General features: G+C 34.3%; 17 protein-coding genes. 8 read left to right on the top strand and 9 right to left on the bottom strand.

Annotated elements, in window-relative coordinates:
* Nucleotides 1–310 precede the first annotated feature (310 nt).
* Complete coding sequence (locus ACP6PK_RS07250; protein ID WP_094672268.1) at nucleotides 311–967, top strand: sigma-70 family RNA polymerase sigma factor; 657 nt, start codon at nucleotides 311–313, stop codon at nucleotides 965–967.
* 186 nt (nucleotides 968–1,153) lie between these two features.
* Nucleotides 1,154–1,690: an anti-sigma factor family protein gene (locus ACP6PK_RS07245; protein WP_426559036.1), complete on the top strand. Its 537-nt coding sequence runs from the start codon at nucleotides 1,154–1,156 to the stop codon at nucleotides 1,688–1,690.
* A gap of 27 nt (nucleotides 1,691–1,717) precedes the next feature.
* On the opposite strand, the gene ACP6PK_RS07240 is transcribed toward ACP6PK_RS07245, so the two are convergent.
* Complete coding sequence (locus ACP6PK_RS07240; protein WP_094671609.1) at nucleotides 1,718–2,128, bottom strand: gamma-glutamylcyclotransferase family protein; 411 nt, start codon at nucleotides 2,126–2,128, stop codon at nucleotides 1,718–1,720.
* 365 nt (nucleotides 2,129–2,493) lie between these two features.
* Here ACP6PK_RS07240 and ACP6PK_RS07235 point away from each other — a divergent pair, with 365 nt between their 5' ends.
* Nucleotides 2,494–3,075, top strand: a complete 582-nt coding sequence (locus tag ACP6PK_RS07235; RefSeq protein ID WP_426559034.1) for a glyoxalase-like domain protein — start codon at nucleotides 2,494–2,496, stop codon at nucleotides 3,073–3,075.
* A 320-nt stretch (nucleotides 3,076–3,395) separates the two neighbouring features.
* Here ACP6PK_RS07235 and ACP6PK_RS07230 read toward each other — a convergent pair whose 3' ends face one another.
* The 6 genes from ACP6PK_RS07230 to ACP6PK_RS07205 all read right to left on the bottom strand — a co-directional run bounded on the left by ACP6PK_RS07230 (nucleotide 3,396) and on the right by ACP6PK_RS07205 (nucleotide 12,544).
* On the bottom strand, nucleotides 3,396–3,944 hold the full coding sequence (locus tag ACP6PK_RS07230; RefSeq protein WP_426559032.1) for a YqeG family HAD IIIA-type phosphatase: 549 nt from the start codon (nucleotides 3,942–3,944) through the stop codon (nucleotides 3,396–3,398).
* A gap of 378 nt (nucleotides 3,945–4,322) precedes the next feature.
* Nucleotides 4,323–5,411, bottom strand: a complete 1,089-nt coding sequence (mltG, locus tag ACP6PK_RS07225; protein WP_426559030.1) for an endolytic transglycosylase MltG — start codon at nucleotides 5,409–5,411, stop codon at nucleotides 4,323–4,325.
* Nucleotides 5,412–5,933: 522 nt separating this feature from the next.
* A complete protein-coding gene (locus ACP6PK_RS07220) occupies nucleotides 5,934–6,506 on the bottom strand; it encodes a DUF3727 domain-containing protein (RefSeq protein WP_426559028.1) in 573 nt (190 codons plus the stop codon).
* Between the two features lie 2,069 nt (nucleotides 6,507–8,575).
* Complete coding sequence (gene ruvX / locus ACP6PK_RS07215; RefSeq protein ID WP_094671567.1) at nucleotides 8,576–9,025, bottom strand: Holliday junction resolvase RuvX; 450 nt, start codon at nucleotides 9,023–9,025, stop codon at nucleotides 8,576–8,578.
* Nucleotides 9,026–9,089: 64 nt separating this feature from the next.
* Complete coding sequence (locus tag ACP6PK_RS07210; RefSeq protein ID WP_426559026.1) at nucleotides 9,090–10,376, bottom strand: GNAT family N-acetyltransferase; 1,287 nt, start codon at nucleotides 10,374–10,376, stop codon at nucleotides 9,090–9,092.
* 992 nt (nucleotides 10,377–11,368) lie between these two features.
* On the bottom strand, nucleotides 11,369–12,544 hold the full coding sequence (locus tag ACP6PK_RS07205; RefSeq protein ID WP_426559024.1) for a F420-0:Gamma-glutamyl ligase: 1,176 nt from the start codon (nucleotides 12,542–12,544) through the stop codon (nucleotides 11,369–11,371).
* Between the two features lie 487 nt (nucleotides 12,545–13,031).
* Here ACP6PK_RS07205 and cruF point away from each other — a divergent pair, with 487 nt between their 5' ends.
* The 5 genes from cruF to ACP6PK_RS07180 all read left to right on the top strand — a co-directional run bounded on the left by cruF (nucleotide 13,032) and on the right by ACP6PK_RS07180 (nucleotide 23,206).
* Nucleotides 13,032–13,970 carry a gamma-carotene 1'-hydroxylase CruF gene (cruF, locus tag ACP6PK_RS07200; RefSeq protein WP_426559048.1) on the top strand — a complete coding sequence of 313 codons (939 nt, stop codon included), beginning with the start codon at nucleotides 13,032–13,034 and terminating at the stop codon, nucleotides 13,968–13,970.
* 607 nt (nucleotides 13,971–14,577) lie between these two features.
* Nucleotides 14,578–15,756 carry a 2'-O-glycosyltransferase CruG gene (gene cruG, locus ACP6PK_RS07195; protein ID WP_426559022.1) on the top strand — a complete coding sequence of 393 codons (1,179 nt, stop codon included), beginning with the start codon at nucleotides 14,578–14,580 and terminating at the stop codon, nucleotides 15,754–15,756.
* Between the two features lie 578 nt (nucleotides 15,757–16,334).
* Nucleotides 16,335–17,282 carry an Npun_F2552 family protein gene (locus ACP6PK_RS07190; RefSeq protein ID WP_426559020.1) on the top strand — a complete coding sequence of 316 codons (948 nt, stop codon included), beginning with the start codon at nucleotides 16,335–16,337 and terminating at the stop codon, nucleotides 17,280–17,282.
* A gap of 1,070 nt (nucleotides 17,283–18,352) precedes the next feature.
* Entirely contained in the window at nucleotides 18,353–21,118 is a 2,766-nt protein-coding gene (locus tag ACP6PK_RS07185; RefSeq protein WP_426559018.1) for a UPF0182 family membrane protein, read from the top strand.
* A 1,161-nt stretch (nucleotides 21,119–22,279) separates the two neighbouring features.
* On the top strand, nucleotides 22,280–23,206 hold the full coding sequence (locus ACP6PK_RS07180; RefSeq protein ID WP_426559016.1) for a TlpA family protein disulfide reductase: 927 nt from the start codon (nucleotides 22,280–22,282) through the stop codon (nucleotides 23,204–23,206).
* A 601-nt stretch (nucleotides 23,207–23,807) separates the two neighbouring features.
* Here ACP6PK_RS07180 and ACP6PK_RS07175 read toward each other — a convergent pair.
* Together ACP6PK_RS07175 and ACP6PK_RS07170 are read right to left on the bottom strand one after the other, a co-directional pair.
* Entirely contained in the window at nucleotides 23,808–24,881 is a 1,074-nt protein-coding gene (locus ACP6PK_RS07175; RefSeq protein WP_426559014.1) for a YheT family hydrolase, read from the bottom strand.
* 542 nt (nucleotides 24,882–25,423) lie between these two features.
* Nucleotides 25,424–26,638 (bottom strand): acetyltransferase domain-containing protein, encoded by a 1,215-nt coding sequence (locus ACP6PK_RS07170; protein WP_426559012.1) that lies wholly within the window; start codon nucleotides 26,636–26,638, stop codon nucleotides 25,424–25,426.
* Nucleotides 26,639–26,974: the final 336 nt, after the last annotated feature.

Here is a 26,974-nt window from a genome sequence, read left to right as displayed (position 1 = left end):
TGGACAGACCAGTAGGATAGTCGGGAGTCGGGACTCGAGAAGTTGGGAACTCTGTTGAAGTGGAGAGTGAGGAGTAGTGGTTTGTTAATTTTCACATTGTGAGAGATATGTTTCCTTGAAAGACAAGGGGAAAGGTAGACAAGGGAAACAATTTAACAGCTATACCCATCAAATTAATCTGGACAGACCAGTAGGATAGTCGGGAGTCGGGACTCGAGAAGTTGGGAACTCTGTAAAATATTTCTCGTCTACCTAGGTATAGGTAACTGTAGCTAAATAGGAAAACAAAACTATTGAGCCAATTCCGCCAATGAGTCAATATATATCTGTACCCTGGTCTAAGGTTGAAACAACCCTTTCGCAAGTGGAATTGCCACCAGAAAAACTCTCTAACTACGATCTAGTATTGCGTTGCCAACAAGGTAGTCGCCCAGATCGAACTATATTCGCCGAACTTCTACATCGGTACCAACCCCATGTGGATAAAATTTTGTATCACTTGGCCCCCGAATGGCAAGATCGCTCAGATTTGGCTCAAGAAGTTTGGATTCGTGTATACCGTAATATTAAACGCTTACAAGAACCAGCTAAGTTCAAGAGTTGGCTAAGTCGGATAACCACTAACCTGTTTTACGACGAGTTACGGAAACGAAAAAGAGTTACCCCTCCTCTATCATTGGATGCCCCTCTGGCTTTAGAGGATGGTATGATTGATTGGGAGATTGCTACAGATACTCCCGGGCCAGAAGAAGAATTAACTACACAAGAGTTTTATGACCGTCTCAGGGATGCGATCGCCCAATTACCTGAAGTATTCAGAGTAACTATTGTTTTGAGAGAAATTGAGGGTTTATCTTATGAAGAAATTGCAGAAATTACTGGAGTTTCTCTAGGAACTGTTAAATCAAGAATTGCTAGAGCTAGACAAAGATTACAATTGCAGCTCCAAAAATATTTGGATATTTGATGGTTGAAATAGGCTGAATTAAGTTATTAAATTCTCTTGTAAATCAACTCAAAAATTGACCTCAAAAAATCAACAAATAAAATTTTAATAGAGACTTCAAAACATTAACCTAAATTTCAACTGAAAAAATCTTTTAATCTATACAAAAATTTATCAAAAAATATCAAGTTTTTATGTGGTTTGAATATGAGTGAAAATTTTGATTTAGATGATTTTGACAATCAGCTTCAGGGTGAAAAAATAGTTATGAAACAAGAAAGATTTGAATTAGTAAGTGCATACCTTGATGGTGAAGTGACACCATCACAACGTAGAGAAGTAGAAGCTTTACTGGCTAAAGATCCAGTTGCTAAACATCTTTATCAGAGATTAGTACAACTACGTTCTGAGTTTCAAAGAATGCCAATAACTCCAACGGTAGAAACTGTAGATAGAACAGTTGAACAAGTATTTGAAAAAATTGACCGTAGATCGAAACGGACTTTGATTTGGCGTGGTAGTGCTATCGCTGCTCTATTCATAGGAGTTATATCGGGAATTATTTCTGCTACTCGTTCTCCGGTAATTCAGTTAGTGGATGAATCTGTGCCTGATACTGAACCTGTACAAATAGCTTTAAATGAACCTATTATAGAAATAGTTAACCCCAATAATGTTATGTTAACTGTCAATGAACCATTGTTTCAAATTCCCCAACCTTCTGTTACACCTATAGAAAATTAATAGTAATTATTAAATAATTATCTTACTTTAAGTTGATATCTTGCCTGTCCAACATCCACTAGGTAAGAATTTACCACCAAGTAACTTAACTTTTTCCGGTAACATTAAATAGCTCCAAACTGTCCATAAATATTTTCCATCAAGTCCAAAAGTAGGAATTTTTTGTCTTTGATACTCGTTTTCTTCTGGAGGGCGTTCAGGATGATAATCTTCTAACTTATCTAGCTCTAGTAAAACCTTTGGATTTCTAAATGATAAAACAAATCCATGCACATTACTCTCTCCTCCAGTCATTGCTGGATAACCAATAGGTAGTTCATACAACAAACCTTTTGCTACTGCGGGAAAAAATTCCACAACATATTCAGCACAATAGGATAGATAGTTTACCTCACCTGGTTTGAGAGTACCATAGACAAATACTCTAAAATAACTCATAAGTATCTGGCCATAAATCAAGTTAATATTGAAAAGGAGTTAGGATAGCTGATAATTTAGTGACCTATAGAACATAATAGTTTGAGCAAATTTACCTCCTACAGTTATTGTAGGTTTAATTTTGTTTAGCTACTTACTAAATCAGATTTCCTGATGTTATTAATGAAGGGATGCAACAAGTAAAAGCTGATGGAGAAAAAATTATAACTATACTTTCTCGATCTAAAATGGATTGAGCATTACAGTCTAAACAAAACTAAATTTGCTAATATAGTATAGTTATAAGTCTGAACTAAAATTAAATTAAATTTATTCAATAGTAATTATTTAGACCTAATCTTTAGATGATGTCAGTAGTAAATATTATGGCTTTTTTGCTTCCCCAGTTACCTCTAAGTGCTTTTTTACCAGAATTGCCTCTTGATAGTCTATTTTCTACTCAGGGAATAATGGTTATGCTATTAGCTGCTTATGCTGTAGCTATGTGGATGTTTCTGACCAGCGCCCCAAAAGTTCATACAATTATGGTATCCGACTTGGCGATCGCCCAACAATTATATGAAGGACTACTGGAGTTACCAGTAGCAGAAGTTCCCTTACATTACTACTATAATTATGAACAAACATTAGGAGCAACAGGTATAGATCCACTTTACCTATCAAATGATTATACCAGACCCAGCACTACTAACCAAGGAACAGCACCTTCAGATGGTTTATGGTATCAATTAATGAAAAATACTCAACTACACATTATCAGTGGAGCGAGTCTCGGAGCAAAAAACCACCAACGTCATGTTTGTTTTGATAAAGACTGTTTAGAACAAATATTAATGCGTGTACAAATGCGAGGTCTTAAGTACAAAATTAGGTCAGAAAAACCTCTTAATTTATTGGTTAAAGACTGGAATAGTCGAGTTATAGAAATAGCAGAAGTCAAGAACTAAAGATTATAAGCATTAAGTTATTAGCAGTCAGGTTTAAGCTTTTCATCAATCATAACTATGGAAATAGCTTTTGAAATAATTAAGTAATGACTAAGGTTAGTTCATTAATTGATAATTACCTCTGGTTAAAACCGTTACGGAATTGAAGATAAGGAAATTCAAGAGCACTTTTTTTCCCTATTCAAGGGGAGGCTTTAAACCAGAATTATTTAATTATTAATTATTAAATAATTCGGTAATGATAAATTTATTGATAACTTGACAAGTTTTCTACTTCCAAGATAATGAAGAATAACTAATAGCTGAATACTTAGATAAAATCATTTTTTATGGTCAGAAATCAAGCCATGAGTAGTCATATTTAAAGACGCTCCTAATACTTGAGAAACCCATACTTCAAAAGAACGAACTTTATAATTAGGAAATTCTAAACCATCATTAGATATAGGTTCAACAAGAATAGTAAACATTCCTAAACGATTTCCTGCTAAAACATCAGTAAACAAGCGATCGCCTACCATAGCAACTTTTTCCACTGGTAAATTCATCGCATCAACAGCTTTTTTTAACTTACGACGAGAAGGTTTACCAGCACTAGCAATATAAGGTATACTTAGTGATTCAGCAATTCGACCTATTCTGTATTGGCTAATATTATTACTAACTAACCATAAACTTGCTATAGTTTTAATTTCTTCTACCCACAAACTCAATTCAGGAGAAGTATCACTATCACGAATTGACACAAGAGTTTCATCCACATCTAACACTAAACCTTGAATTTGATTTTTTTTAATAGTTTCCAATGTTAGACTTAAAACTGAATTACCTAGAACTAAATCTGGCTGTAAAAGTTTACCCCAAGACATAACATTAATCTTTATAATAATAACTTTAAGCTGATAAATTAAAAGTCAAAAATTAGCCTATTTTTAATATGCAAAAATATTCAAAAAATATTTATTAACAAGTCGCTAATCTTGACTTTATTGAGCAGAAAAAAACAGCAAATCGAACAATGACAGCGAATATAGCTAAGATAGCTAAGAAAGAATTGGTTAGGATATAAACTGATAAAGAATCTTAGACTAGAAAATTTTTTCCAACTGTTCCCTTTTACGGAAAAATTAAGGTATAAAGCCTTCTCTTTCAAGAGAAAAAAGAAAAAAAATCTTTTTATTCAATCCTCTTATTTATAAGAAGAGGTAATTATCAATTATCCATTAATGAATTATTTCCTATTCCACTTATTGAGAGGATAACATTCTCTCTACCTCAGCAATAGCAGCTTCATGTTCCGCAGCAGTACGACTAAAAATATGAGTACCATCATAGCGAGCCATAAAATACAAATATTCTGTATCTTCTGGATTAAGAGTTGCTTCTAAACTTGCCTTACCTGGACTAGCAATAGCAGTTGGTGGTAAGCCAGTATTCAGATAAGTATTATAAGGAGAAGGAGTTTCAACCTGACGATAAGTAAGAGGTTTTTCTTTCGTTTGACGAATACCAAGGCCATATTCTACCGTTGGATCTGCTGCTAACCTCATACCCTTTTCCAAACGATTATTAAATACACCTGAAATTACACCACGTTCTTCTGCAACTACAGATTCCTTTTCTACAATACTTGCCAGAGTTACCCACTCATGGAGAGTAAATTTTGTTGCATTATTGGGGTTTTTCTGATATACTGGTAGGGCTATTCGCTCAAACTGTCCTAGCATTTGATTAATAATACCTTCTGGAGTAGTATTCTCCGCGACTATTTTATAAGTATCTGGGAATAGATAACCCTCCAAATGAGGTATATCACTTGGTAACCATGGAAACTTATCATAAGGAATATTTCTTGTAGCAGCAATAAAATCAGCAGCAGGAAAAAAACCTTCAGCTTCCAAATATTCAGCCATTTGTTTAATTGACCATCCTTCACGAATGACATAGCTGAGTTTAACAACATCTCCCTCTAAGATTTTATCTGCAATGGCGCTAAGTGGTTCGGTGGGAGATAAATTATAAGTTCCAGCTTTAAACTCCAGATCGGGATTTTGTAAACTTAACCATTTAACCCATAAATTCCAAGCTGTTGCGGAGCGAATTATACCAGCAGATTCTAAATCTTCGCCTATTTGTTGACCATAAGTGCCCACAGGAATTTTTATGGTAACAGCATCTACTTCTGGAGATTGAGTAGATGATGTGGCTGAAACTAGGGGGCTACTGGCCCAACTCCACCAAGTCCACCCTTGCCAAGCAAAAATACCACAGCTTACAGGCAAGATGGCCAAGTAAAACAGGGCACGATTGGAAATTAGTTTAATACTTTTTTTCATTTGATTCGTTAATACTAATACTTTGCAAAAAAATTGCTCTGATTTTTAAGTTTGTAGTAAAAATGATGACTTGAACTATTCTAGAGTATTGTTAAGTTCTAATCTTCAGCTAAATGACTAGAAAATAAGGTCTCAAACCTCTCTTTACCAGGGAATAAAAAAAAGAATGGTGGTGCATAGTAATGGTATTGGAAGTGTGAGAAGTATAGGAAGTATGGGGGGGTGTGAGAAGTTTGGAAAGTGTGGCAAAGTATGGGAAAAAAATATAGATTATCACCATTACTATACAGGATGACCAAAACAAGAAAATTAAGTATTTCAAGTCTCCCTATTACAGGAGGTACTTACTGATAACTGTTTTGCTACCCCACAACTCAATTAACACTACACAAGATGAAAAGCATTTGCGCAGAATTACCTAGGAAAGCTAATTTGCAACAGACAGCTCCAAGCTAGGAGGCTAAAAGTTAACTGATCGTTGAAGCGATAAGCGATCCAAATTTGCTAAAAGCTCCAAATGCTTTATTCCATATCATCGAAAAGTTGATCTTCTAGCATTGCTTGAACCATTGGTTGAATTTGCTTAAACTCTTCTTCTGAAAGTAATTCTAATTTTCCATTATCCCTTTTACGAGCTGGAATCAAAAATGGATCTAACGGCGTATATATAGCGTATTTCTGGTCTTGATACAAAAAAGTTGCCAGTTCTTCGTAATATTCACTTGCTTCATCATTTTCATCCACTTCATCTAGTTCATCTTCGTCCCATTCTGGTAACTCCCCAGTCACAGTTAATGTTATAGCCGTTCTTTGCAAGATTAGGTTTTGTTCTTCGAGGACAACTTTGGCCGTATCAAAAATTTGGTCAATTTCTGATTCGTCGTCTACAGGGATACTTGCTTGTTCTAGATCTTCTGACCCCCAAGTAAATATTTCTACAGGTAGGTCTAATGGTAGTAACATTACATACTCTTTCTCGTTTAACTCTAGAGAATACTCTATGGTACAATGTAGCGATCGCTCTGCCTCATCAGTTAAGGTAATATAGGTTTCTTGAGATTGTCCATTCTCTTGTGATTCTGGGGATGAAAACATTTTGGGTATTAGGTGATTATTTGTTCATCTAAAAAAAAATTGGTAGTTTGGAACCCCTTTTGCTTGATTAAGGGTCTGAAAAATACCTGGTTATAGTTTGTGTGTATTTCAACACTCAAGACTTTTGCCGAATTATACTTTCCAGATCATACATCTTTTTCCACTATTTTAACAATTAACTATTATTTATAAAAATTATATTTTAATATATACTTACTACTAGAAATTTTTACTAATTCAATAGTTAAATTAGATTGTTATTGTCAAGCATTATTTCAGACTGGTAAATGTGCAATTAAATTGCCTATTTATAATATATTAATTATAAAATTAGTGATATATACAAATTTTTGATCTGAAGGAATAGGGAATAGGGAATAGGAAAAACTATTGTACCTCATTAATATTATCGTCGTTATATTATAGCAGTTTTCATTAATATATAGCACAGATATTTTGGTTTAAAGGAAGAAGTTTTTTAGTCTACCTTTGTGAAAACCGCTATAAGTTGGTAGTTGGGAAAATATTCAAGTATGTCTGAAGGGAATTTAACGAAGTGAAATGTTTGCAAAGCAGGATATAGGATAGCAGCCCCAAGGTTTTTAGCAACTTTATATTTGTTGGTTATATATTTAGTTCTAATTATACCTATTACCTAGTTAATTTATCAAAATTTATCTGGAAATAATTAGGGCTTGCTGATTAATTATCAAAACATTTACAGGTAAAGACTTGAGGCGTCTTGGATTAGCAAAAAGTGCGCTTGTTTTAGTCTAAAACTCTCAAAAAGTTAGCATTTTGGGCAAACTAAAGACGGAAAAATTGAGGGACAATTCTTACTCCTACCTCCTCTAAATTCCCAGTTTCTCCTGACTCCGTACGGACGTTGCATGCAACGTCCGTACCTCCTGACTCCTACCCCTACCAAAAGACTTTATTCAGCAAACCCTAATTATTCCTTAAAAATAATCAAAATCTTGGTCAAAAAATTTAATTTATCTAGTATTAATTATGAATTTATCTTAATTATTGCAATTGCATTAAACCTCAAGAAAATTGTTTAATTTATTTCAGTATTTTTATTTCAAGAATCATCAATATTAATCTAAATCAATAATATTTTTAATCTTGCCTCTAAATGAATTAGATAAATCATTATTCAGCTATAATCTTTTTCCTTTTTCTATCTCCTGTATAGGTTTTAGGGATTGTTTACTGTATATGGATAAACATCAAAATTCCTGAGTAATAAATCAACTGTCAAGAAACAAGTATTTAACAAACAGTGAAATTTATCAAAAATATCCTAATTCTACCTTCAGCATAGTTAGAGCCAGGCTTTTCATCACGATAAATTTTTACCCAGACCTACATTATACCAATTATCAAAAAGAATGCGATGGTTGGATAAGTTACAAGCGTCTATCTTATACCAAATTTTCATCTCAATATACTTTTCATTTCAAACCTCTTATACTATGCATGAAAAAAGAATGCTACAAAAAGTGCATCTCGATCACAGATAGTTAAAAATAGCTTCTGAAGTTCATTATAGACAGCTATATCTATCATTTTCCCTCTTTTATTCAATATTTATTACCTAATTATTAATTATTAATAATTAAATAATTCGCGCCTTGAAGCCTCTCCTTGGATAGGGGAAAAAAGTGCTCTTGAATTTCCTGATCTTGAATTCCCGTAAGGTTTTAACTAGAGTTCAAGAATTAAGAATTTAGAATTAAGAATTTAGAATTACCTCTCCTTGAAAAGAAGAGGATTGACGAACAGGAAAATTTTTATTTATTATCCCCTTAAAAGGGGAGGCTTTAAACCACAATATTTCGGTAATTATCAATTATCCATTATCAATTATCCATTAATGAATTCTTCCCTCTTCCTTGCTTCTACCATTTGTAATAAACATTTATCACCCTTGGTATTAGTACCTTTTTTTACTAACTAATGACTCCTGACTCCTGACCACCTGAAAGATATGTACCAAAACCTTTGAGATTTAGTATTTTATCCTGATAAAATTAGTATTTGCTAAGTCTAACGATATAGAGTTATTAACTACTAAACTGAATATTGTTTTCTCTCCGTTCATCAAGCCATTGTTGCAAAATCAAAGCTGCTGCCTTTCTATCAATTAAACCCTTATTTTGAGAAGGAGAAATATTAGCCGCCTTCAGCATTTCCTCAGCTTGAACCGAAGTCAAACGTTCATCAACATATTCTACAGGTAGTTCGAGAGTCTGTGACAACCTTTGAGCATATTTTTGTACTTCCCTACCTTGAAAACCTATAGAACCATTCATAGAATAGGGCAAACCAACCACAAGAAGTTGTACTTGACGTTCCTGGACAATAGTTTGCAATTGAGCTATATCTTGCTGAAATGAGGTCCGCTTGATAGTAGTAATACCAGTAGCAATTAAACCAGTACCATCACATCCTGCGACCCCCATACGTTTTCTACCTACATCCAAACCTAGGGCGGAAATCCGATTTTGAGGCATTGGAAATTATACTCCTTTTTCAATGAAAAATTTAATTTAGTTACAGACTAAAAAATCATAATTCTTAGATTTTTTCATCATCATTATTCTCTGCACTTTTTGAATTAGGAGGAATAAATTCTGCATCAGAATTTAGTTTTTCATTTTTTCCTTCCCAATAATGGTTATTATGAGTATTTGTCTGGGAATTACTACCCATATCTTTTTTATTTTGCATCATTTTCAACCAAGAACTACGACTAGGAACAGGCTTTCTCGCGGGTTGCAAACTTTGCAGAACTTCCGAAAGTTGGAGATCGGAAATGACTGACCTAGACTCCCGAACTTTATGCCAAACAGAACGAGACATTAACAAAGTATGTTCAATTTGTTTCGCTTTTATCTGTTCTAAATATGCTTCACGTTCAGGTTGATAATCAGCAGAAGCAAGTTGCAAAGATTGATTAGGAAAATCTTGAGCCAATGTTGCCATTTGTGATAATAACTCTGGGTATAACCAAGTATAAGCCGGATGTACAGTTAACTCAGCTATATGTGGTTGTGTACCATCACGGCATAATTTTACTTGGAAGTAACCTATTGCTGCCTTGCGTTGAGACTCAAACACATAACCACTTACCAACTCAGTATGATTAAGCCATTGTCTAACTCCTTCAATCAAACCACTAACAAAGCTAGTTTGAAAATCCTGGACATGGCGGTCAAATACTTGGCGTACCATAGGTGGCATAGATGCAGTATCTAATTGATAGAGCAACTGAGCATCAGCATTACTAACAGGTAGTAAGTTTGGTAAATTTGGCTGTGTTTGGGATAAATCTTGTAATTGTTGGGGAGTAATTGTCCAGTAAGTAATTTGAGCCAATGGCTGAAAACCATTTTGGCGATACAGTGCCATTGTATCTTTATCATTCACATTAACTTGCAACAACCATGTCCGTGCTTCCCAAATTTTTTCAAAGCAGTATCGAAGTAGTTGAGAACCTATTCCTCTAGTATTTCCTGCTTCTTCAATAAATATCCTTTCTACCCGCCAACTGCTGCGAGTGCGATTTGTTGGACAAACTTGGATTGCTCCCTTAACTTGTCCATCTACTTCTGCAACATAAGAAGTTAACAAATATTTGCAGGGATTAGGGAAAAGGCTCAACAACTTTATTGGCCAGTACCAACGATGAATTTGTGCCAATTTCTGGCTAAGGTTAATGGGAGAGAGATTAAAAGTAACATCTCGGTGGTTGTGTTGGGCCTCTGGAGTTTCCCAGCATAGCTTTTTGATAGCCTCTAGGTCGCGGTACTCTAGGGGACGAATGACCACCTGGCTTTGCTTTTGGCGGATGAAAGGTTTCATGATTTTGTGTTCTTGGTTTTGGGATGCTTACGTCAAAGTAAATTTTAAATTTTGTGGGTCTGGGAATTTGGCTAAATAAATTTATTGGTCATCCAAATTATTCGGAATGACTGAGGTGAGGTTCTCTCATGGTTAACTGCAAGGAGTATAATCTTGGCTTTCCCAAATTCACAGTTCGAGCTTCCTGGTTCTTATCCTAATGTTGAACCCGACCCAAGTAGAAAAGATGAGACCTAACTTGTTTAATGTTTTATTTAAGATATTTATTACTGAATTTTCATATCTGTCTATTACCAAACTACATTATTTAGGAGAAGAATGAGTTCTAACTGACAGAATTTTATGTACTTTATGACCAAAGTTACTACAATTCTAATATCTATTATTAAGACTAACTTTTACCAGATGAGAACCAGGTTTTACCCCTAATGTTTCAAGTTTTTTTATAAATGCCTCTCAAGCCACATCATAAATTTATTGTGATAGTTTAGCATTTATTTGCTTACCTATAATAGGTAATTAATCAACTACAATTAAATCAAGTTAATTGACTGATTTACAAGCTGTAATGTAAGTTCAATTTTCCCCTTTATCTGGGAATATTTTGATGTAGTAGCTATTCTCTTAATGTTGCTTATGCCAGTTCTAAGAGCAATTTTTTTCTAGATATTTTCCTTTGATTTTCTAGCTAATAAGAATCTATATCTACAATAAAATTGTAGAATAGGAACAGTTTCATAAGTCTTAGTAGTTAAGAACTCTTTGATATCTAAAATTAACATCAACCGTGTTTTTAATCTTTTCTATAGTCATTAGAGTAATAACTAACTTATCCTCTCAAATAAAACTGATTAAATTAAACTTAAATTTATAATCAGAATAAAGGCGTTTTTTGTTGGCTGTTTTCCTCTCCCATTAAATCAGAAATGATAACGGGAGATAAAAACAACTATTGTTTTGATGGAAATTTGAGGTTCCATCAACTTTCTGTCTTATGATGACAATGGCCGAATCAGAACTACAGGGGTTTGCTCATCAGCATTTCCTGCGGGATTACTTCTCAAAGCTTCCTCTAGTAAAGAGGGAGATACGTTAGAGGTCGCTGCTAATATTTTAACTGCTTTTAAGTCGTTAACGTCTACTATTGCTGCACCTAGACCTGTTGCTTGTTGTATTTGTTCTACTACTTGCTGAGGATTTTCTGGACCTAAAACTATAAATTGGTCATAAGGAGGTAAAGTTCCAGTCACATCATCTATTAGTCTGGCTTGTTCTCCAGCAAATTGGTAAAACATTCCAGGTTTGCCTAATATTTTGGCAATGGAGCCTCCAAAAAAAGCTATTAATACTCTTATTGGTCCTACGATATCTACTAGAGTCTGCATTCCACAAGCTGTGGCCAAACTTGAGGTGGGCAGAAAGAAGTAACAAATACGTTTGGCAACCCATCCTGGTTTAACTTCTGTGGGGTGACGAAAACGACCTTGTATTAGAGCTAGGGGTGTTTCACCTATTGTAACGATGTCTCCCTTTTGAGCATGAGGAACTACATAACGTTTAATAATTTCTATCGGATCGTCTAGCTGTGTTAATAGGTGAGTCCGAATGGGAAATACTTTTGCATTTGTTGCTTCTCGCTGATTTGGGGTAGTATTGGGGTCAGGAAATTTCAGGGGAACTACAATATTTTTCACTTTGGGAACTCGACCACCAGGCCCATAAGTGACATAATGTACTTTAATCCAAGCTGATTTTAGTTGCTCTAAATTATTACCTTGAATATCAATTGATATTTTGAGTTTTGTCTTTTTGCCTACTTTTACTATATAAGCAAACCAATAGTTATCGGGTCTAGCTGGAGCATCTTCATGGGAAGGAATAATCTTAGCTTCACAACTTACTCCTTCTAAACTTCCGCTAGATAAAAGTTCTACTTCTGCCTCTACTTCTGGCACCATTATTTCTAGGCTTTTAGTAAGGTTGCATAATTCCATTTCACCTACTAATAGATATTTTTCTGGTTCTGCAACTGCTAAATTCCAATCTCCAGATGTTAATTCTAAGGCATTACCCGGACGATTACGATATTGTAATTCTAGTGCTAACCAGCTTAAAGTTATAAGTATGGCTAAAACAATAATTCCTATTGTTAAAATTTCTGTAATCACTTAATCTCCTACTAAATATAATTTTAACTAAGTTTACTTAATATAATTTCCTTCATTTTATTTGAAAATCCTGTTGATTTTACAAAACTCTAGTTTATTTAGGCAACTATCAATATATTCTTTATTGACATTTTAGAAAAAATATGATATGATTAAATATTTTATAATGTTCAAGCAACGAAGTAAAACTGAATTTCAAGCCAAAAATTTCATCAGTCTTGTTCTTTTTTCCCTGTAACTGAGAAAGAAAACAAAATTTAAAAATATAAACAAAAAAATATATTAGGTTATTTTAGTTATTTTTTTGTAAAGATTTGTAAACTATATAGATAGTGTTTTGTGGCATTAGTTTCAAGAAAAAATTAGTCCCACGAGGAAAAAATAGTTCCAAATCTCTACTACTGATGCACAGAGTAGATTTGAAGTATTTTCCCAAAAACATAAAAGCAGAAAATTAGTGAGTTTTGAACTCAAAAATAGGACTTCTATGAAGCAACTTACGATCGCCGAACGCTATCTATTACTTGCACATATTTTATCAACAGTTTTTGGCCTAGCAGGTCTGTTAATAGTTCTACCGAATCCTGAAATTATTGTCAGCTTGCCTCCTATAGGACAAACTGCCTTCCAATGGAGCATGGCAGGAGGAGGAGCAACTTACATTATCTTTGGAGCATTAGCAGTTGCCCTGTATGGAATTAGGAATTTAGGAATAGGTACAACTTTGGCCTTTATGCTGCCTTCTGTATTTCTATCTTTGAGTAGCGAACTATTAGGAACTAGCACAGGATTTCCTTTTGGGGATTATGCTTATCTCAGTGGATTAGGATACAAAATAGCAGGTCTCGTACCATTTACAATTCCCTTATCTTGGTTTTATATGGGATTTGTTTGTTATTTACTAGCTCGTTGTGGTTTACAGGTCAATAGTTCTAGTTCCTGGATACGCCATGTAGGAGCGATCGCCACAGGAGCAATACTTCTAACAGCTTGGGATCTAGTCCTCGATCCAGCCATGAGTCAGGCGCCATTTCCATTTTGGGTCTTTCAAGATGAAGGGTCTTTCTTTGGAATGCCTTACCGCAATTTAGTGGGGTGGGTAGGTACAGGTGCAATATATATGACTGTAGCTGCCTTGCTTTGGGGCAAGAAAACTATTTTGTTGTCCCGTCAAGAATTAAATCTGCCATTAATAACTTATTTGGTTAATTTTACTTTTGGAGCAACAATTACTGTGGTTGCCCTGGATAGTAGATTCTTATTACCTACTGGTTTGAGTGTAGTATTGGGGGTAGTTCCAGCGATTATTCTATGGTGGATATCTGAAGCTAATAGATTAAGGCAGATGGATATATCTGTAGAAAATGTTGTAACTGGAGATGGGGAAAAACTATCTGGAAAACAGGTAGACATGGCTATTAAATAAGACTTACTGAAAAAGTCTGATGTGTGAAAACAGGAAATGGGGAATAGGTAATAAGTAATAGCTTGACTATTAATTTTCCTATATTTTCCCCTTACCTGACCAGGAAAAATTCTAGGTAAAATCTGGCATTAACAATGGATAATTGATAATGGATAATTGATAATTAGAGCTTGCCGATCAACTCTCAAAGCATGGATAGATAAAGACAAGTGCTTTCTTTTTAGTCCAAAAAAACTCAAAAAGTAAGTATTTTAGGCAGACAAGATTAGAAAAATCAAGAGACAATTCTTCCTTCTACCTATTCTATGATTCTCCTAACTACTACCCTTACCAAAAAACTTTTTCAGCAAACCCTAATTATGCTCAAAAATAATTATCCATTATCCATTGTTCATTATCAATTGTTAAATAGGTCATTATCCATTAATGAATGATTTTTTGAGAGTTTTTCAAACTTTGACTGCACTTCAAACTTTGATATTTATTCCTAACAGTATATCCTGTACTTTAAACTCACTACTTCTAATAATGAGTTGATAGACTCTTGGCTTTGTCTGAAAGATAATATAAAGTCTAAAATACTTCTCTATAAATAAATTCCAAAATCATGCCTGAAGTCTTTTTTTTTGTCATGCTAATGTTGCAGCTACCAGCAACAGCTATCTTACTATCACGTCTTATTAAAGGTCCGACTAGACAACCGCCATTAAAATCTGAGGAGCCTACACTAGAATTATTAGGTAAGGTGACAGTTGTGGTACCGACTCTTAATGAAGCAGAGCGTATTACTCCCTGTTTAGTTGGTTTGAGTCGGCAAAGTTATGAAGTTCGGGAAATAATTGTAGTTGATAGTAACTCGACAGATGATACTCAATATTTAGTTAAGAACCAAGCAAGAAAAGACCCAAGGTTTCGTTTAATTACGGATGACCCTTTGCCTCCTGGATGGGTGGGTCGTCCTTGGGCGCTACATACGGGGTTTTTGGCAAGTTCCCCAAAGAGTGAATGGTTTCTGGGAGTCGATGCGGATACTCAACCAGATCCAGGGTTAGTAGCTAGTTTGGTAAAAAAGGCTGAGACTGAAGGCTATGATTTGATTTCTCTGTCGCCACGGTTTATCCTGAAGTATCCAGGAGAACTGTGGCTACAACCTGCTTTATTAATAACTTTAGTCTATAGGTTTGGACCGACGGGTACGGGGGCGCAAACACCGGAACGAGTTATGGCGAATGGTCAGTGTTTTTTGTGTCGCCGTTCGGTTTTGTCAAAGATGGAGGGTTATGTTAGTGCGAAGGGTTCTTTTTGTGATGATGTGACTCTGGCTAGGAATATTGCTGCTGAGGGGTTTAAGGTAGGGTTTCTGGATGGAGCGCAGGTTTTGCAAGTGAGAATGTATGAGGGAATGGTGGAAACTTGGCAGGAGTGGGGGCGATCGCTTGACTTGAAGGATGCTTCTCCTAGGGTTCAAGTTTGGAGCGATCTTTGGTTATTATTGGCGACTCAGGGTTTACCTTTATTGGTGGTATTGGGTTATTTGTTGTTTGGTTTGCCTATTTCTATTTCTTTGTCTGCCAAATTTTTGTTATTTGGTTTGAATTTATTTTTACTATTAATTAGGTTTGCTTTGTTATTAGGTATTGCTCCTTCCTATGACTTTAGTAAAGCTCAAGGTAGTTGGTTATTTTTATTATCTCCTTTAGCAGATCCTTTGGCAGTTTTACGAATATTTTTATCTGCTATGAAGACTCCGACAAAATGGCGTGGTAGAGTTTATGGAGAAAATTAGGTTGTTGAAAGGAGTCAGGAGTCAGAATGAATGACCTAATCAAAAGGAGTCAGGAGTCTGGAGTCTGGAGTCAGAATGAATAACCTAAATCTTATTTATTCAAGTTAAACTTTTGATAAAATAGAAATCTCTAACTAAAGTCTTTTAATAACCCAAATTATTTCATATATAGCAATATGAAATGATGTTTCATTAATGGATAATTACCATAGCTAAGTCATTGCGACTTACACTCGTGGAAGAAAGCAATATCCTAAGCCACTGAGATTGCTTCCTTTCGTCGCAATGACGACTTTTCAATCGGATTCTATATTATTAGAAAGAAGAGGATTAAATAAAAGGAAAATAAATTCATTGTTTCTCTTGAAATAGAAGGCTTTATACCTTAATTATTCGGTAAAAAACCTGTAGGGGTTTAGTTTCCAAATCCCATATTCCCTTGGGTTCGGAGACCAAGCCCCTACAATAAAATTTTACAACCTAATTTAAGATTGCTATAATTAGCTAATCCAAACTAAACCTGTTGAAAAATACCAATTTAATACCTTTTATAGAGTAGTTTATTAGTAAAAAAAATCATGTCAACTGTAAGTTTAATCCGAGCTAATTCTTATAAAATTAACGAATTAGAAAAATCAATAGAGAATCTTTTAGAACCATTAGGTGGAATTAATTCTTTTGTCAAAGCAGGCGATCGTGTTCTACTTAAACCAAATTTGCTCACAGGTTCTCGCCCCACAAAAGAATGTGTAACTAGACGAGAAATAGTTTATTGTGTAGCTAAAATGGTAAAAGAAGCGGGTGGTAAACCTTTTTTAGGTGATAGTCCTGCTTTTGGTAGTGCTATGGGTGTGGCAAAAGCAAATGGTTATTTATCATTGCTTAAAGAGTTGGATTTACCAATAGTTGAATTTCATGGAAAACGTTACGACATAGTTAGTCAAGAATTTAATCATTTACTATTAAGTAAAGAAGCAATGGCGGCAGATGTAATAATTAATTTGCCTAAGCTTAAATCTCATGTTCAACTAACTATGACAATGGGAGTTAAAAACTTATTTGGTTGTGTGCCAGGAAAAATGAAAGCTTGGTGGCATTTAGAGGCAGGTAAAGATGCTAATCGTTTTGGGAAAATGTTAGTAGAAACTGCAAAAGCAATTAATCCAAATTTAACTATTATTGATAGTATTATCGGGCATGAAGGTAATGGTCCTATTGGTGGAGAACCTAAAAATTTAGGTATTTTGGGAGCGTCTACAGATGTATTTAGTCTTGACCGAACTTTTGTAGAAATTTTAAAGGTTAATCCGACAGAAATTCCAACAGTAGCAGTTGCTGAGGAAATGGGATTTTGTTCTGATTTAAAGATGGTAAATTTTCCTTTATTAAAACCTGCTGAAGTGGAGGTAGAAAATTGGCAGTTACCTACAACGAAGAAACCTATTGATTTTGGTGTTCCACGGATAATTAGGTCTACTTTTAAACATTTATTTGTTAAGTTTATTCGAGAACCAATGAATATTTAATGTTAGGAAGATATAGCTAGTCTTCTGTAGGGGTTTGGTTTCCAAACCCCCAATTTTTATCAGCAGTTAAATTTGAATTTATGGAGGCATTAAAACTTTCATACTCAGTTTGGTTAGGAAATACCAGGGAATATTTAATAGGAAGAGATAAACTGAAAATATAGCTAGTCTTCTGTAGGGGTTTGGAGACTAAACCCCTATTTTTATCGGTGGTGAAATTTGAATTTATGAGGGTATTGAAGTTTGAATACTAAGTCGGGTTATCAAAAGTATCTTTGAATGTTTAATATTAGGGAGTAGGGAATAGACAAGAAGATGTAGCTATTTTTTTTCAAGAAATTAAGACTGAAAATATAGCTAGTCTTCTGTAGGGGTTTGGAGACTAAACCCCTATTTTTATCGGTGGTGAAATTTGAATTTATGAGGGTATTGAAGTTTGAATACTAAGTCGGGTTATCAAAAGTATCTTTGAATGTTTAATATTAGGGAGTAGGGAATAGACAAGAAGATGTAGCTATTTTTTTTCAAGAAATTAAGACTGAAAATATAGCTAGTCTTCTGTAGGGGTTTGGAGACTAAACCCCTATTTTTATCGGTGGTGAAATTTGAATTTATGAGGGTATTGAAGTTTGAATACTAAGTCGGGTTATCAAAAGTATCTTTGAATGTTTAATATGAGGGAGTAGGGAATAGAAAAGAAGATGCAGCTATTTTTTTCAAAGAGGGCTGAAATTGGGACTGAAAATATAGCTAGTCCTCTGTAGGGGTTTGGAGACTAAACCCCTATTTTTATCGGTGGTGAAATTTGAATTTATGAGGGTATTGAAGTTTGAATACTAAGTCGGGTTATCAAAAGTATCTTTGAATGTTTAATATGAGGGAGTAGGGAATAGAAAAGAAGATGCAGCTATTTTTTTCAAAGAGGGCTGAAATTGGGACTGAAAATATAGCTAGTCCTCTGTAGGGGTTTGGTCACCAAACCCTTACTTTGATCGGCACTTTCATAATAAAGCTTCTGTCTGAACCAGATTTAGTATAATAGAATTCTTAATACAAAACAATGAGGAATTATGAAAATACAAAATTCCATAATAATTGCATTTACTTTAATTCTTGTAGTTGTTGTTTCCCTTTCTCGAACTTTAGTTCATTTATTAACTGAAGTATGGTGGTTTAATGCTGTTGATTTTGCTGATGTTTTTTGGACAAGATTAAGTTGGCAAATATTTCTTTGGGTGGCTACATTTTTTATTTACTGTTTGTTTCTTTGGGGTAATTATTGGATAGCTGAAAAATTGACAAGCGATCGCTCATATAGTTTTTTGAGAGGAACTGAATTAGCTCCCTATAGTAATATTTTTACTAAAGCAATTGTAATTGTAAATATTCTATTGATATCTTTAAGTGCAGCAGCAACTACATCTCCAGGTTGGGAGACTTTTTTGAAGTTCTTAAATGCTGTAGATTTTGATATTCAAGACCCAATTTATCAAAGTGATGTAGGCTTTTATTTATTTAGATTACCCTTATATGAAGGAATTAAAGATTGGTTATTTACCCTATTTATTGGTGGGTTAATTATTGCTCTTGTAGTTTATGCTTTGAAAGGTAAATTTACTAATCAGCGCAGATGGCAAAATTTCTTAACAGGTTCAATTAAAACCCATATTAGTCTTTTAGTTGCTGGAATTACGATTTTAGTTGCAGTAGGATTTTGGTTGGAACGTTATGAATTACTTTTTGATTCTAATGGGGTAGTTTTTGGGGCTGGATATACAGATGTTCATGCTAAACTTCTTGCCTATTGGGTTATGGCAATAATGGCATTATTATTAGCAGTAGTTTGTGTACTTTCTGTCTGGAAAAATAATATTCTATTGCCGACTTATGGGGTGGTTATTTATATAGTTATCTTTGGATTATTCAATGTTTTATATCCTGGGTTTCAGCAGAAATTTATAGTCAATCCTAACGAACTGCAAAAGGAAAAACCCTACATAGCAAATAATATTAAATTTACTCGTGAAGCTTATGGTTTAGATGGTGTAGAAACTAAAAGTTTTCCAGCTAAATCAGAATTAGATAGTCAAACATTAGAAAAGAATCAAGCCACTGTTCGTAATATTAGACTTTGGGATTATCGACCACTTCTTAGCACCTATCGTCAACTTCAAGAAATTCGACTTTATTATCGCTTTAATGATGTAGATGTTGACCGTTACACTATTGATGAAAATTACAGACAGGTAATGCTTTCTCCTAGGGAAATGGTTTATTCTCAAGTTCCTAGAAAAGCACAAACTTGGGTAAATAAACATTTAAAATATACTCATGGTTATGGGTTAGTAATGAATCCGGTAAATGAAGTTAAACCAGATGGTTTACCTGTGTTATTTATCAAAGATATTCCGCCAGTTTCTCAGGTAAATCTTCAGGTGGAGGAACCTGCTATTTACTATGGAGAAAAAACCGATACTCATATTTTTACGGGCATGAGTACCGAAGAATTTGATTATCCTCGGAGTGGTGAAAATGCCTTTACTTTTTATAGTGGTACGGGGGGAGTAGCAATCAATTCTTTGTGGCGAAAACTTGCCTATGCCTATGATTTAAGCAGCATTAATATCTTAATTTCTGGCTACTTTACTGACAATTCAAAAATTCATTACTATCGAAATATAAAAGAAAGAGTAGAGCAAGTTGCACCCTTTTTAAGATTTGATAATGACCCTTATATTGCTCTGATTGACGGAAAAATGCAATGGATATTAGATGCTTATACAGTTAGCGATCGCTATCCCTATTCAGAACCACTTTATTTGAGTAATAATGCTAGAGCAATATTAAATAGAGGCAATATTGAGCGGATAGCAAGAGGAAATGTTAATTATATTCGGAATTCTGTGAAAGTTATGGTTGATGCTTACAACGGTACAATGAAATTTTTCGTAGTAGATGAAAATGACCCAGTGCTGAATACTTACCGCAAAATATTTCCTCAATTATTCACAGAAAAATCAGAAATTCCAGCTAATGTTAAAGCGCATTTTCGTTATCCTTTAGACCTATTTAAAATTCAGGCTCAGATGTATTTGTCATACCACATGAGTGAGCCACAATTATTTTACAATCAAGAAGATTTATGGCGGTTTCCCACAGAAATTTATGAAGAGAATAAACAATTAATGGAACCCTACTATTTAATTATGCGTTTGCCAGAACAAAAGAGAGAAGAATTTGTTTTAATTTTGCCATTTACTCCAGTCAATAAAGATAATATGATTGCCTGGATGTCAGCACAATCTGATGGAGAAAATTATGGCAAATTATTGTTATATGAATTCCCCAAACAAAAATTAGTTTATGGTCCTAGTCAAATCGAAGCTCGCATCGACCAAAACCCTCAAATATCCCAACAATTAACTCTATGGAGTCAGAAAGGTTCAAAAGTAATTCGTGGAGATTTATTAGTAATTCCTATAGAAGAATCATTAATGTATGTAGAACCAATTTACCTCAGAGCTGAACAGGGAGAATTACCAGAATTAAAAAGGGTAATAGTTGCTTATGACAAAGAAGTTGTAATGGCAGAAACTCTCAATCAATCTTTAGCAGCAATTTTTGGTGGGGAAGTCGAAAAACCAGAAATTCAAGTTACAGAAAAAACGTCAGAAACAGAAAATATTTCCGATTTGATTAATACAATAGTAGAAATTTATGGTCAAGCTGAAGCAGCAAGACGACAAGATAATTGGGTAGAATATGGTAAATCTAAACAAGAATTTGAACGACTGCTTCAACAGTTAAAAAACCAAACAGAAAATAATCAAAATTAGTATTAGGGAGTTATTTCAGTTATCAGTTAGCCTCCTACGGAGGAACTGCGTTAACAGTTATCAGTTATCAGTAGCTCCTACTGAAAAAGATAAATAATGACTTGTCAAAAAAAATTGTAGAGGTTTGGTCTCTAAACTGAAGCTAAGATGGGATTGGGAAACTAAATTCTGACGATAGAATCTGACAACCTATAGCTATATTAATCCTCAATTATTTGTCAAAAAAAATTGTAGAGGTTTGGTCTCTAAACCGAAGCTAAGATGGGATTGGGAAACTAAATCCTTACGATAAAATATGACAACCTATAGCTATACTAATCGTAAATTATTTGTCAAAAAAAATTGTAGAGTTTTGGTCTCCTTTCCCCAACCTAAAATGGGATGGGAAAACCAAATCCCTAGGATAGAATATTACAACATAAGCGCCGATTGCTATAAATTATTACCTTATAATCAATTATAATAATTCTTATACTGGTGGGTCACAAAATTATCGGTTTTAGGGAAAACTTTAACTGACAAAATGGCATTCATTAATTGATAATTAATAATGGAGAATTACCTCTGCTTAAAACCATCAGATTGAATATAAGGAAATATTCTAGTGCCGCTACGCGGAAGTCAAAATCCTGAAAGGTTGCGAGGCGACAGCCGTGGCAATCTCAAAATTCAAGCATTATTGATTGGTAAGGCTTTGAGAATTTTGTAACTGGTTAGTTATTTCTGCCATTCTGCACTAGCACTTTTTTATCTTGAAATAGAAAGCTTTACACCTTTATTTTTCGGTAATATCATACTGTAGCTGAGTTATGTTACAAAAACAGGACTAAAGCCATGCGAACCCAGAAACTCAGTTATACCAATTCCCATGCATTATTGCTATACTTGGGCGATACTTCAGTTATTAACTGGTCGATACAATCAGAATTATTTTTTTGCTGATTTTAGCTAGTTTAATGTTAATTATTCTTATGTTTACTTCTCCCCCTCTCCCCTACTCCCCTACTCCCCTACTCAACAAAATGTATAAAAGTTTTTGAGACATGGTATTACTCCTAGATGGTTATTGTCAAAAACAAAAATTTACCGTAGAAACCGTGTTTCTTTACATAAGTCCTCAAAAAAATACTAATAACTAATCACTGATAATTAATAACTAATATGATGTTATTTACATTAGCGTCTACAGCTTCAACTATAGTAGGCAGTATTTTCATTTTTACTGGTATTGTCAAAGTTATAGAACCTTGGAAATTCACCCAACATATTGCCAAATTTAATTTAGTAACTCCTAAATTAATTATACCTGTTGCCCTAACATTTACTGCGATTGAATCAGCTTTAGGAATTGCTTTAATTTTAGGAGTTTTTCCGACCCTAATAATACCTGTAAGTATTTTATTATTATTTGGTTTATCAATGCTTACTTACTGGAGTACATCAACTGGCAAAACAGAAGATTGTGGTTGTTATAACGGTTTACTAGAAATTACTCCTACTCAAAGTTTAATCCTGAATGCTATTTATATTTTTCTATTAATATTTGCTGAATTTTTAGGTAAATATCAGCCTACTGTTTTGTGGCAATGGCTAGTGGTATTAATAACTTTTATAACTAGCTATGCTTTAGCTGCTGGTTCCCTAGAATATATGCAAGAAAATGGTCGTCCTTATATTGATTTTACCCCATTACAAGAAAACCGAATGTGGCAAATAGAATGGCTAGGAGAAGATTCAAAATCTTTAATGTCTGGGTCTGTAATTGTGGTTTTTATGAGTCCCGAATGTTCTCAATGTAAACATTGGTTGGGTGTGTTGAAGTTGGTGCAATGGCAAGATGATTTACCAGCCATAGTCGGATTAATAGATACTGAAAATATTCAATTAGGGCAAGATTTTGTAGATAGATATTTTTTGAATTTTCCTGTCGTTGCAGTAGATAAAAGGTTGTATAAAAAATTGAAGATAGAGGTAGTACCTACAGCGGTTCTTTTGAAAGATGGAGTGATTCAAGAAAAATGGATAGGGTTAATGCCGATGTGGTTTATTAATAAAATTAATCAGGTTCACGGAGTGACAAGCACTTGAAAACCATTGTTAAATAATGGTTGATACTATTAGATGTATGTTGAACGTTCAAGTTTTTTTGGTTTTTTTTGAAAGTTTTTGATAATAAGATTTAATTGTGGTTCAATTAATATAGCGTAAGCATTCAGCCGTCAGCTATCAGCTATTGTTGATAATATGCTATAAAAGTTTTATTAATGGTACTTAGACATTTTCAGGAATAAAAATCGCTTTTTTGCAAACTATTCTGTAGGAAAGAAAAAATCACTTTGCTGAAAGCTGACAGCTAATAGCTGTTTGCGCAGCATTCCCCAGGAAATGCTTACCTAAATATTAACTACAAAATCAGTTTCAGGAATTAGGAAAATTACCGAATAATTAATAATTAATAGTTAATAATTAATAATTAAGAGTTGATATTAAATTAATTATTCATTCAACAATTCATGCCTTGAAGCCTCCCCTTTTAAGGGGATAAATCAAAAAAATTACTTTTAGTCAATCCCCTTCTTTTAAGAAGGGGTAATTATTAATTATTAATTGTTTTCCTGCGGAATGCTTCGCAAACGGCTGTCGCCGACATGAACATTGTTAATTGCTGAACCAATTCCTGATGATTAAATCAGACAGCAACTGCAGTCGTTACTCTTGCTGTTTCATGTTGTTTAATCCATTCAAAAACTCGATTCAGTGCCCACCAAATATCGGGATCTTGAGCAAAATTTTGACATGATTTATTACTAATATGAGCCACATGACCACCGTAACGAGTTACAATCAAATCAATGGCAGAATTATCTTTACAGGCAGCTTTTAAATCTGGCACAATTGTTGGGTCAAATAGGGGGTCATCTTCTGCATAAATAATCAATGTTTTTTTCTTAAGATCAGGTAAAAAATATAGGGGACTTGTTGCTTTATAGTAAGCTTCTACTGATGAAAATCCTAATCCTTTGATAATAAATTCTTCATCAAATTTCCAGATAGAATCTGCCCGTTCAATTGCCTCTGGATCGATAAAATCTGGATGATGCTCGTGAATTAACCAAGCTAATTTTTTGAGATTTTTACTAATTCCTTTATCCAAATGTCTTCCCACAGGAGAACTATCTAAATAAGAGAGAGAACGTTGAGCTTCTAGACTAGGACAAATTACTGCACAACCACCAATATCTGTTTCTGATAATCCTAATTCTGGAGCTAGATTTTCTGCTACTTTTGCACCCCAAAGTGCTAGTTGCCCCCCTAAAGAATATGCAGTAAACCAAAAATTAGGCGGACAACCCATTGCTTTTGCTTGAGCAGCAATATGAACAAAATCTTGCCCTTCATAAATACCATCTGAAGTTAGAGCTGGTGATAGTGATGCTGTCTTGCCGTGGGCACGCCAATCAAATAAAATAACTGCATAACCTTGACCATAAGCTTTGCGTCCTAATAGTTGTAAGAACCATTGATTATCTAAGTCTCCTGTAATTCCATAAGTCCCAATAATTGTACCTTTTGGGTTTTTTGGAATAGCCATCCAGCCAAAAATTGGCACATCATTTGCACCAATAAAAATTGTATCTTGGTAAGGAGGCTCAGAAAATGTAGTAGTCTCTTCCCAAAAACGGGGTATCCAAAAAGCTGCATAAAGAGTCATTGCTAAACCATTTTTCAGGAACCACGGAGGAGTATAAGAAGGATGACCCATAGATAAATGTTAATCTAATAAAACTTAAATTGATTAATCTAATAGTATATCAGTTAACTATGATTATCATCATAAATTTAATAACTACTTACTATGAATTAATATAAGTTTTGGATTTGAGGCAATAGGGAATAAAAATAAAAACCATAACATATACTTAATAAAAACAGAATATATAGCAATCATCTGCACAGTTGTAATATTTTGGTGGTAGGAGCGAATTCCTGCGGAATGGTGCGCATTCATGTCGGCGACAGCCGAAACGTGGTTCGCTCCTACAGGAGTCAGGAGTCAGAATTTCAAATATTTTCACTTAAAATTAACTGTTATAAAAATTATCACAACCAATTTAAGATTGCTATATTTTTCATTAATGGATAATGGATAATTGATAATTGATAATTACCTCTCCCTAAAAGGGAGAGGATTGACCAATAAGGAAAAGATTTATTTTTTTCCCCTTGAAAGGGGAGGCTTCAAGGCGTGAATTATCTAATTATTTAATTGCTTAATTATTAATTATTTCGGTAAATAACTGCTCTTTACAGGTAATTCAACCACCACTTACCTCGATACTTTTTCTTATACTTACCAAACCAGTCACAAATAATGTATAACAGGAAAGTTATTAACAAGCAAATTAGATAAACAATTGGTAAATCATACCCAAATGTTTTTGGTTTCCAACTGATGCCTACTTGGTAGAAAGTAAAAGGTTCCATACCATGTCTGGACAAGGCAAATAAAATAGCGGTTAGATGAATTAAGTAAACGTGGATAATATAGAAAAATAATGGTTGCTGACCTAATATAATTAATGGTTTAAAATAACGTATGTTCGATTTTTCTAAAAAATAAAGTAATAGAATTGCTAGACCGAGTGTTATTAATAAATACAGGAAAGAAGCTGGATATTTATCACAATTGATAAAGGATAGTAAGGTATCAGAAAATCTAGACTGAATTGACCAAGGATTGGGGTCTCCATAAACATTAGTTGCTCGAATAATCATAAAAGCAACAATCATACTTAAGCCGTTTTTTTTTAATAGCTGAAGTCGCCAATATTTTTCCATTTCAAATAGTGTTCCGAAAGCATAACCTAATGCTATTACTCCGATCCAAGGAATCAGAGGATAGAGGATAAATAAGCGAAAACCAGGAATTGGTTCAATCATTGTGCGTTCGTGAAGTATTGCCCAAACCCAACCAATATTTCCTAATTGTTCTGCTTGTATATTATCAAAAAGATTATGTCCGACTATCAGCAAAATTCCAATCGCTGCTATTATCCGAGTAGGAAGATAAATTATTGCTGCCAAGAAAATCATCGACCAAGCGATCGCCCATAACACCCCCGCAGCAGAAAACATAGAACTCAGGTTAAACCTCCAGCTCAAACGGACTACCGTTAAATCTAGTAGAATAAACCAACACCCCCGGAGCAACAAAAATTGAGAAAGTTGTTGTTTAGTTTTGCCACGTTTGAGAGATAGATAAGCTCCTATTCCTGCTAGAAAAATGAATGTAGGGGCGCAAAGATGAGTTATCCAACGTGTGAGAAATAGAGAAATGTTTGTCTGAGTGAGGTCTAGAGGATTAAAGTTAGCATTCGAGAAAAATGCTCGTACATGGTCTAATGCCATCAGTACCATTACAAGTCCGCGCAAAATGTCTATTGAGATTATTCGGGGAATGCGGTCTTGATTTTTATTTTTAGAGTCTAAAATTAGCTGGTTTGTATTAGGTGTTTCCATTTGCTTAATTGCTATTCAAACAACCAACATTATTACAGTAATTTCCTTTCAATGACATAATACCATTAGCAGCAATTTCAACAATATTTGAAGTGTGTTTGAGATCGGGAGACTTATCGGGATAAACCCAATACCGAGATTTGTAGGGGAGGGTTTTACCAAAAACCTTGATATTTGCCGTTAGTTAAATAAACCTGCCCCGCGTCCGGTGATGAATGATACCGCCAGGGGGCGGGTTTATCTAACTTTGGTTAATTCCCATTAACTTAACGTGGAAACCTCCCCTACCTCATAAACGTTGAAAAATTTGTAGGGACTGGTTTCACCAAAAGCCTT

Source organism: Dapis hubbardiae BLCC-M172 (assembly GCF_050016015.1).
Classification (GTDB): domain Bacteria; phylum Cyanobacteriota; class Cyanobacteriia; order Cyanobacteriales; family Microcoleaceae; genus Trichodesmium.
This window is presented reverse-complemented; position numbering and strand designations above follow the sequence as displayed.

Coding starts and splice junctions, on each gene's coding strand:
- ACP6PK_RS07250 (WP_094672268.1), top strand. CDS start 311: ATGAGTCAATATATATCTGTACCCTGGTCTAAGGTTGAAACAACCCTT.
- ACP6PK_RS07245 (WP_426559036.1), top strand. CDS start 1,154: ATGAGTGAAAATTTTGATTTAGATGATTTTGACAATCAGCTTCAGGGT.
- ACP6PK_RS07240 (WP_094671609.1), bottom strand. CDS start 2,128: ATGAGTTATTTTAGAGTATTTGTCTATGGTACTCTCAAACCAGGTGAG.
- ACP6PK_RS07235 (WP_426559034.1), top strand. CDS start 2,494: ATGGCTTTTTTGCTTCCCCAGTTACCTCTAAGTGCTTTTTTACCAGAA.
- ACP6PK_RS07230 (WP_426559032.1), bottom strand. CDS start 3,944: ATGTCTTGGGGTAAACTTTTACAGCCAGATTTAGTTCTAGGTAATTCA.
- mltG (WP_426559030.1), bottom strand. CDS start 5,411: ATGAAAAAAAGTATTAAACTAATTTCCAATCGTGCCCTGTTTTACTTG.
- ACP6PK_RS07220 (WP_426559028.1), bottom strand. CDS start 6,506: ATGTTTTCATCCCCAGAATCACAAGAGAATGGACAATCTCAAGAAACC.
- ruvX (WP_094671567.1), bottom strand. CDS start 9,025: ATGCCTCAAAATCGGATTTCCGCCCTAGGTTTGGATGTAGGTAGAAAA.
- ACP6PK_RS07210 (WP_426559026.1), bottom strand. CDS start 10,376: ATGAAACCTTTCATCCGCCAAAAGCAAAGCCAGGTGGTCATTCGTCCC.
- cruF (WP_426559048.1), top strand. CDS start 13,032: ATGAAGCAACTTACGATCGCCGAACGCTATCTATTACTTGCACATATT.
- cruG (WP_426559022.1), top strand. CDS start 14,578: ATGCCTGAAGTCTTTTTTTTTGTCATGCTAATGTTGCAGCTACCAGCA.
- ACP6PK_RS07190 (WP_426559020.1), top strand. CDS start 16,335: ATGTCAACTGTAAGTTTAATCCGAGCTAATTCTTATAAAATTAACGAA.
- ACP6PK_RS07185 (WP_426559018.1), top strand. CDS start 18,353: ATGAAAATACAAAATTCCATAATAATTGCATTTACTTTAATTCTTGTA.
- ACP6PK_RS07180 (WP_426559016.1), top strand. CDS start 22,280: ATGATGTTATTTACATTAGCGTCTACAGCTTCAACTATAGTAGGCAGT.
- ACP6PK_RS07175 (WP_426559014.1), bottom strand. CDS start 24,881: ATGGGTCATCCTTCTTATACTCCTCCGTGGTTCCTGAAAAATGGTTTA.
- ACP6PK_RS07170 (WP_426559012.1), bottom strand. CDS start 26,638: ATGGAAACACCTAATACAAACCAGCTAATTTTAGACTCTAAAAATAAA.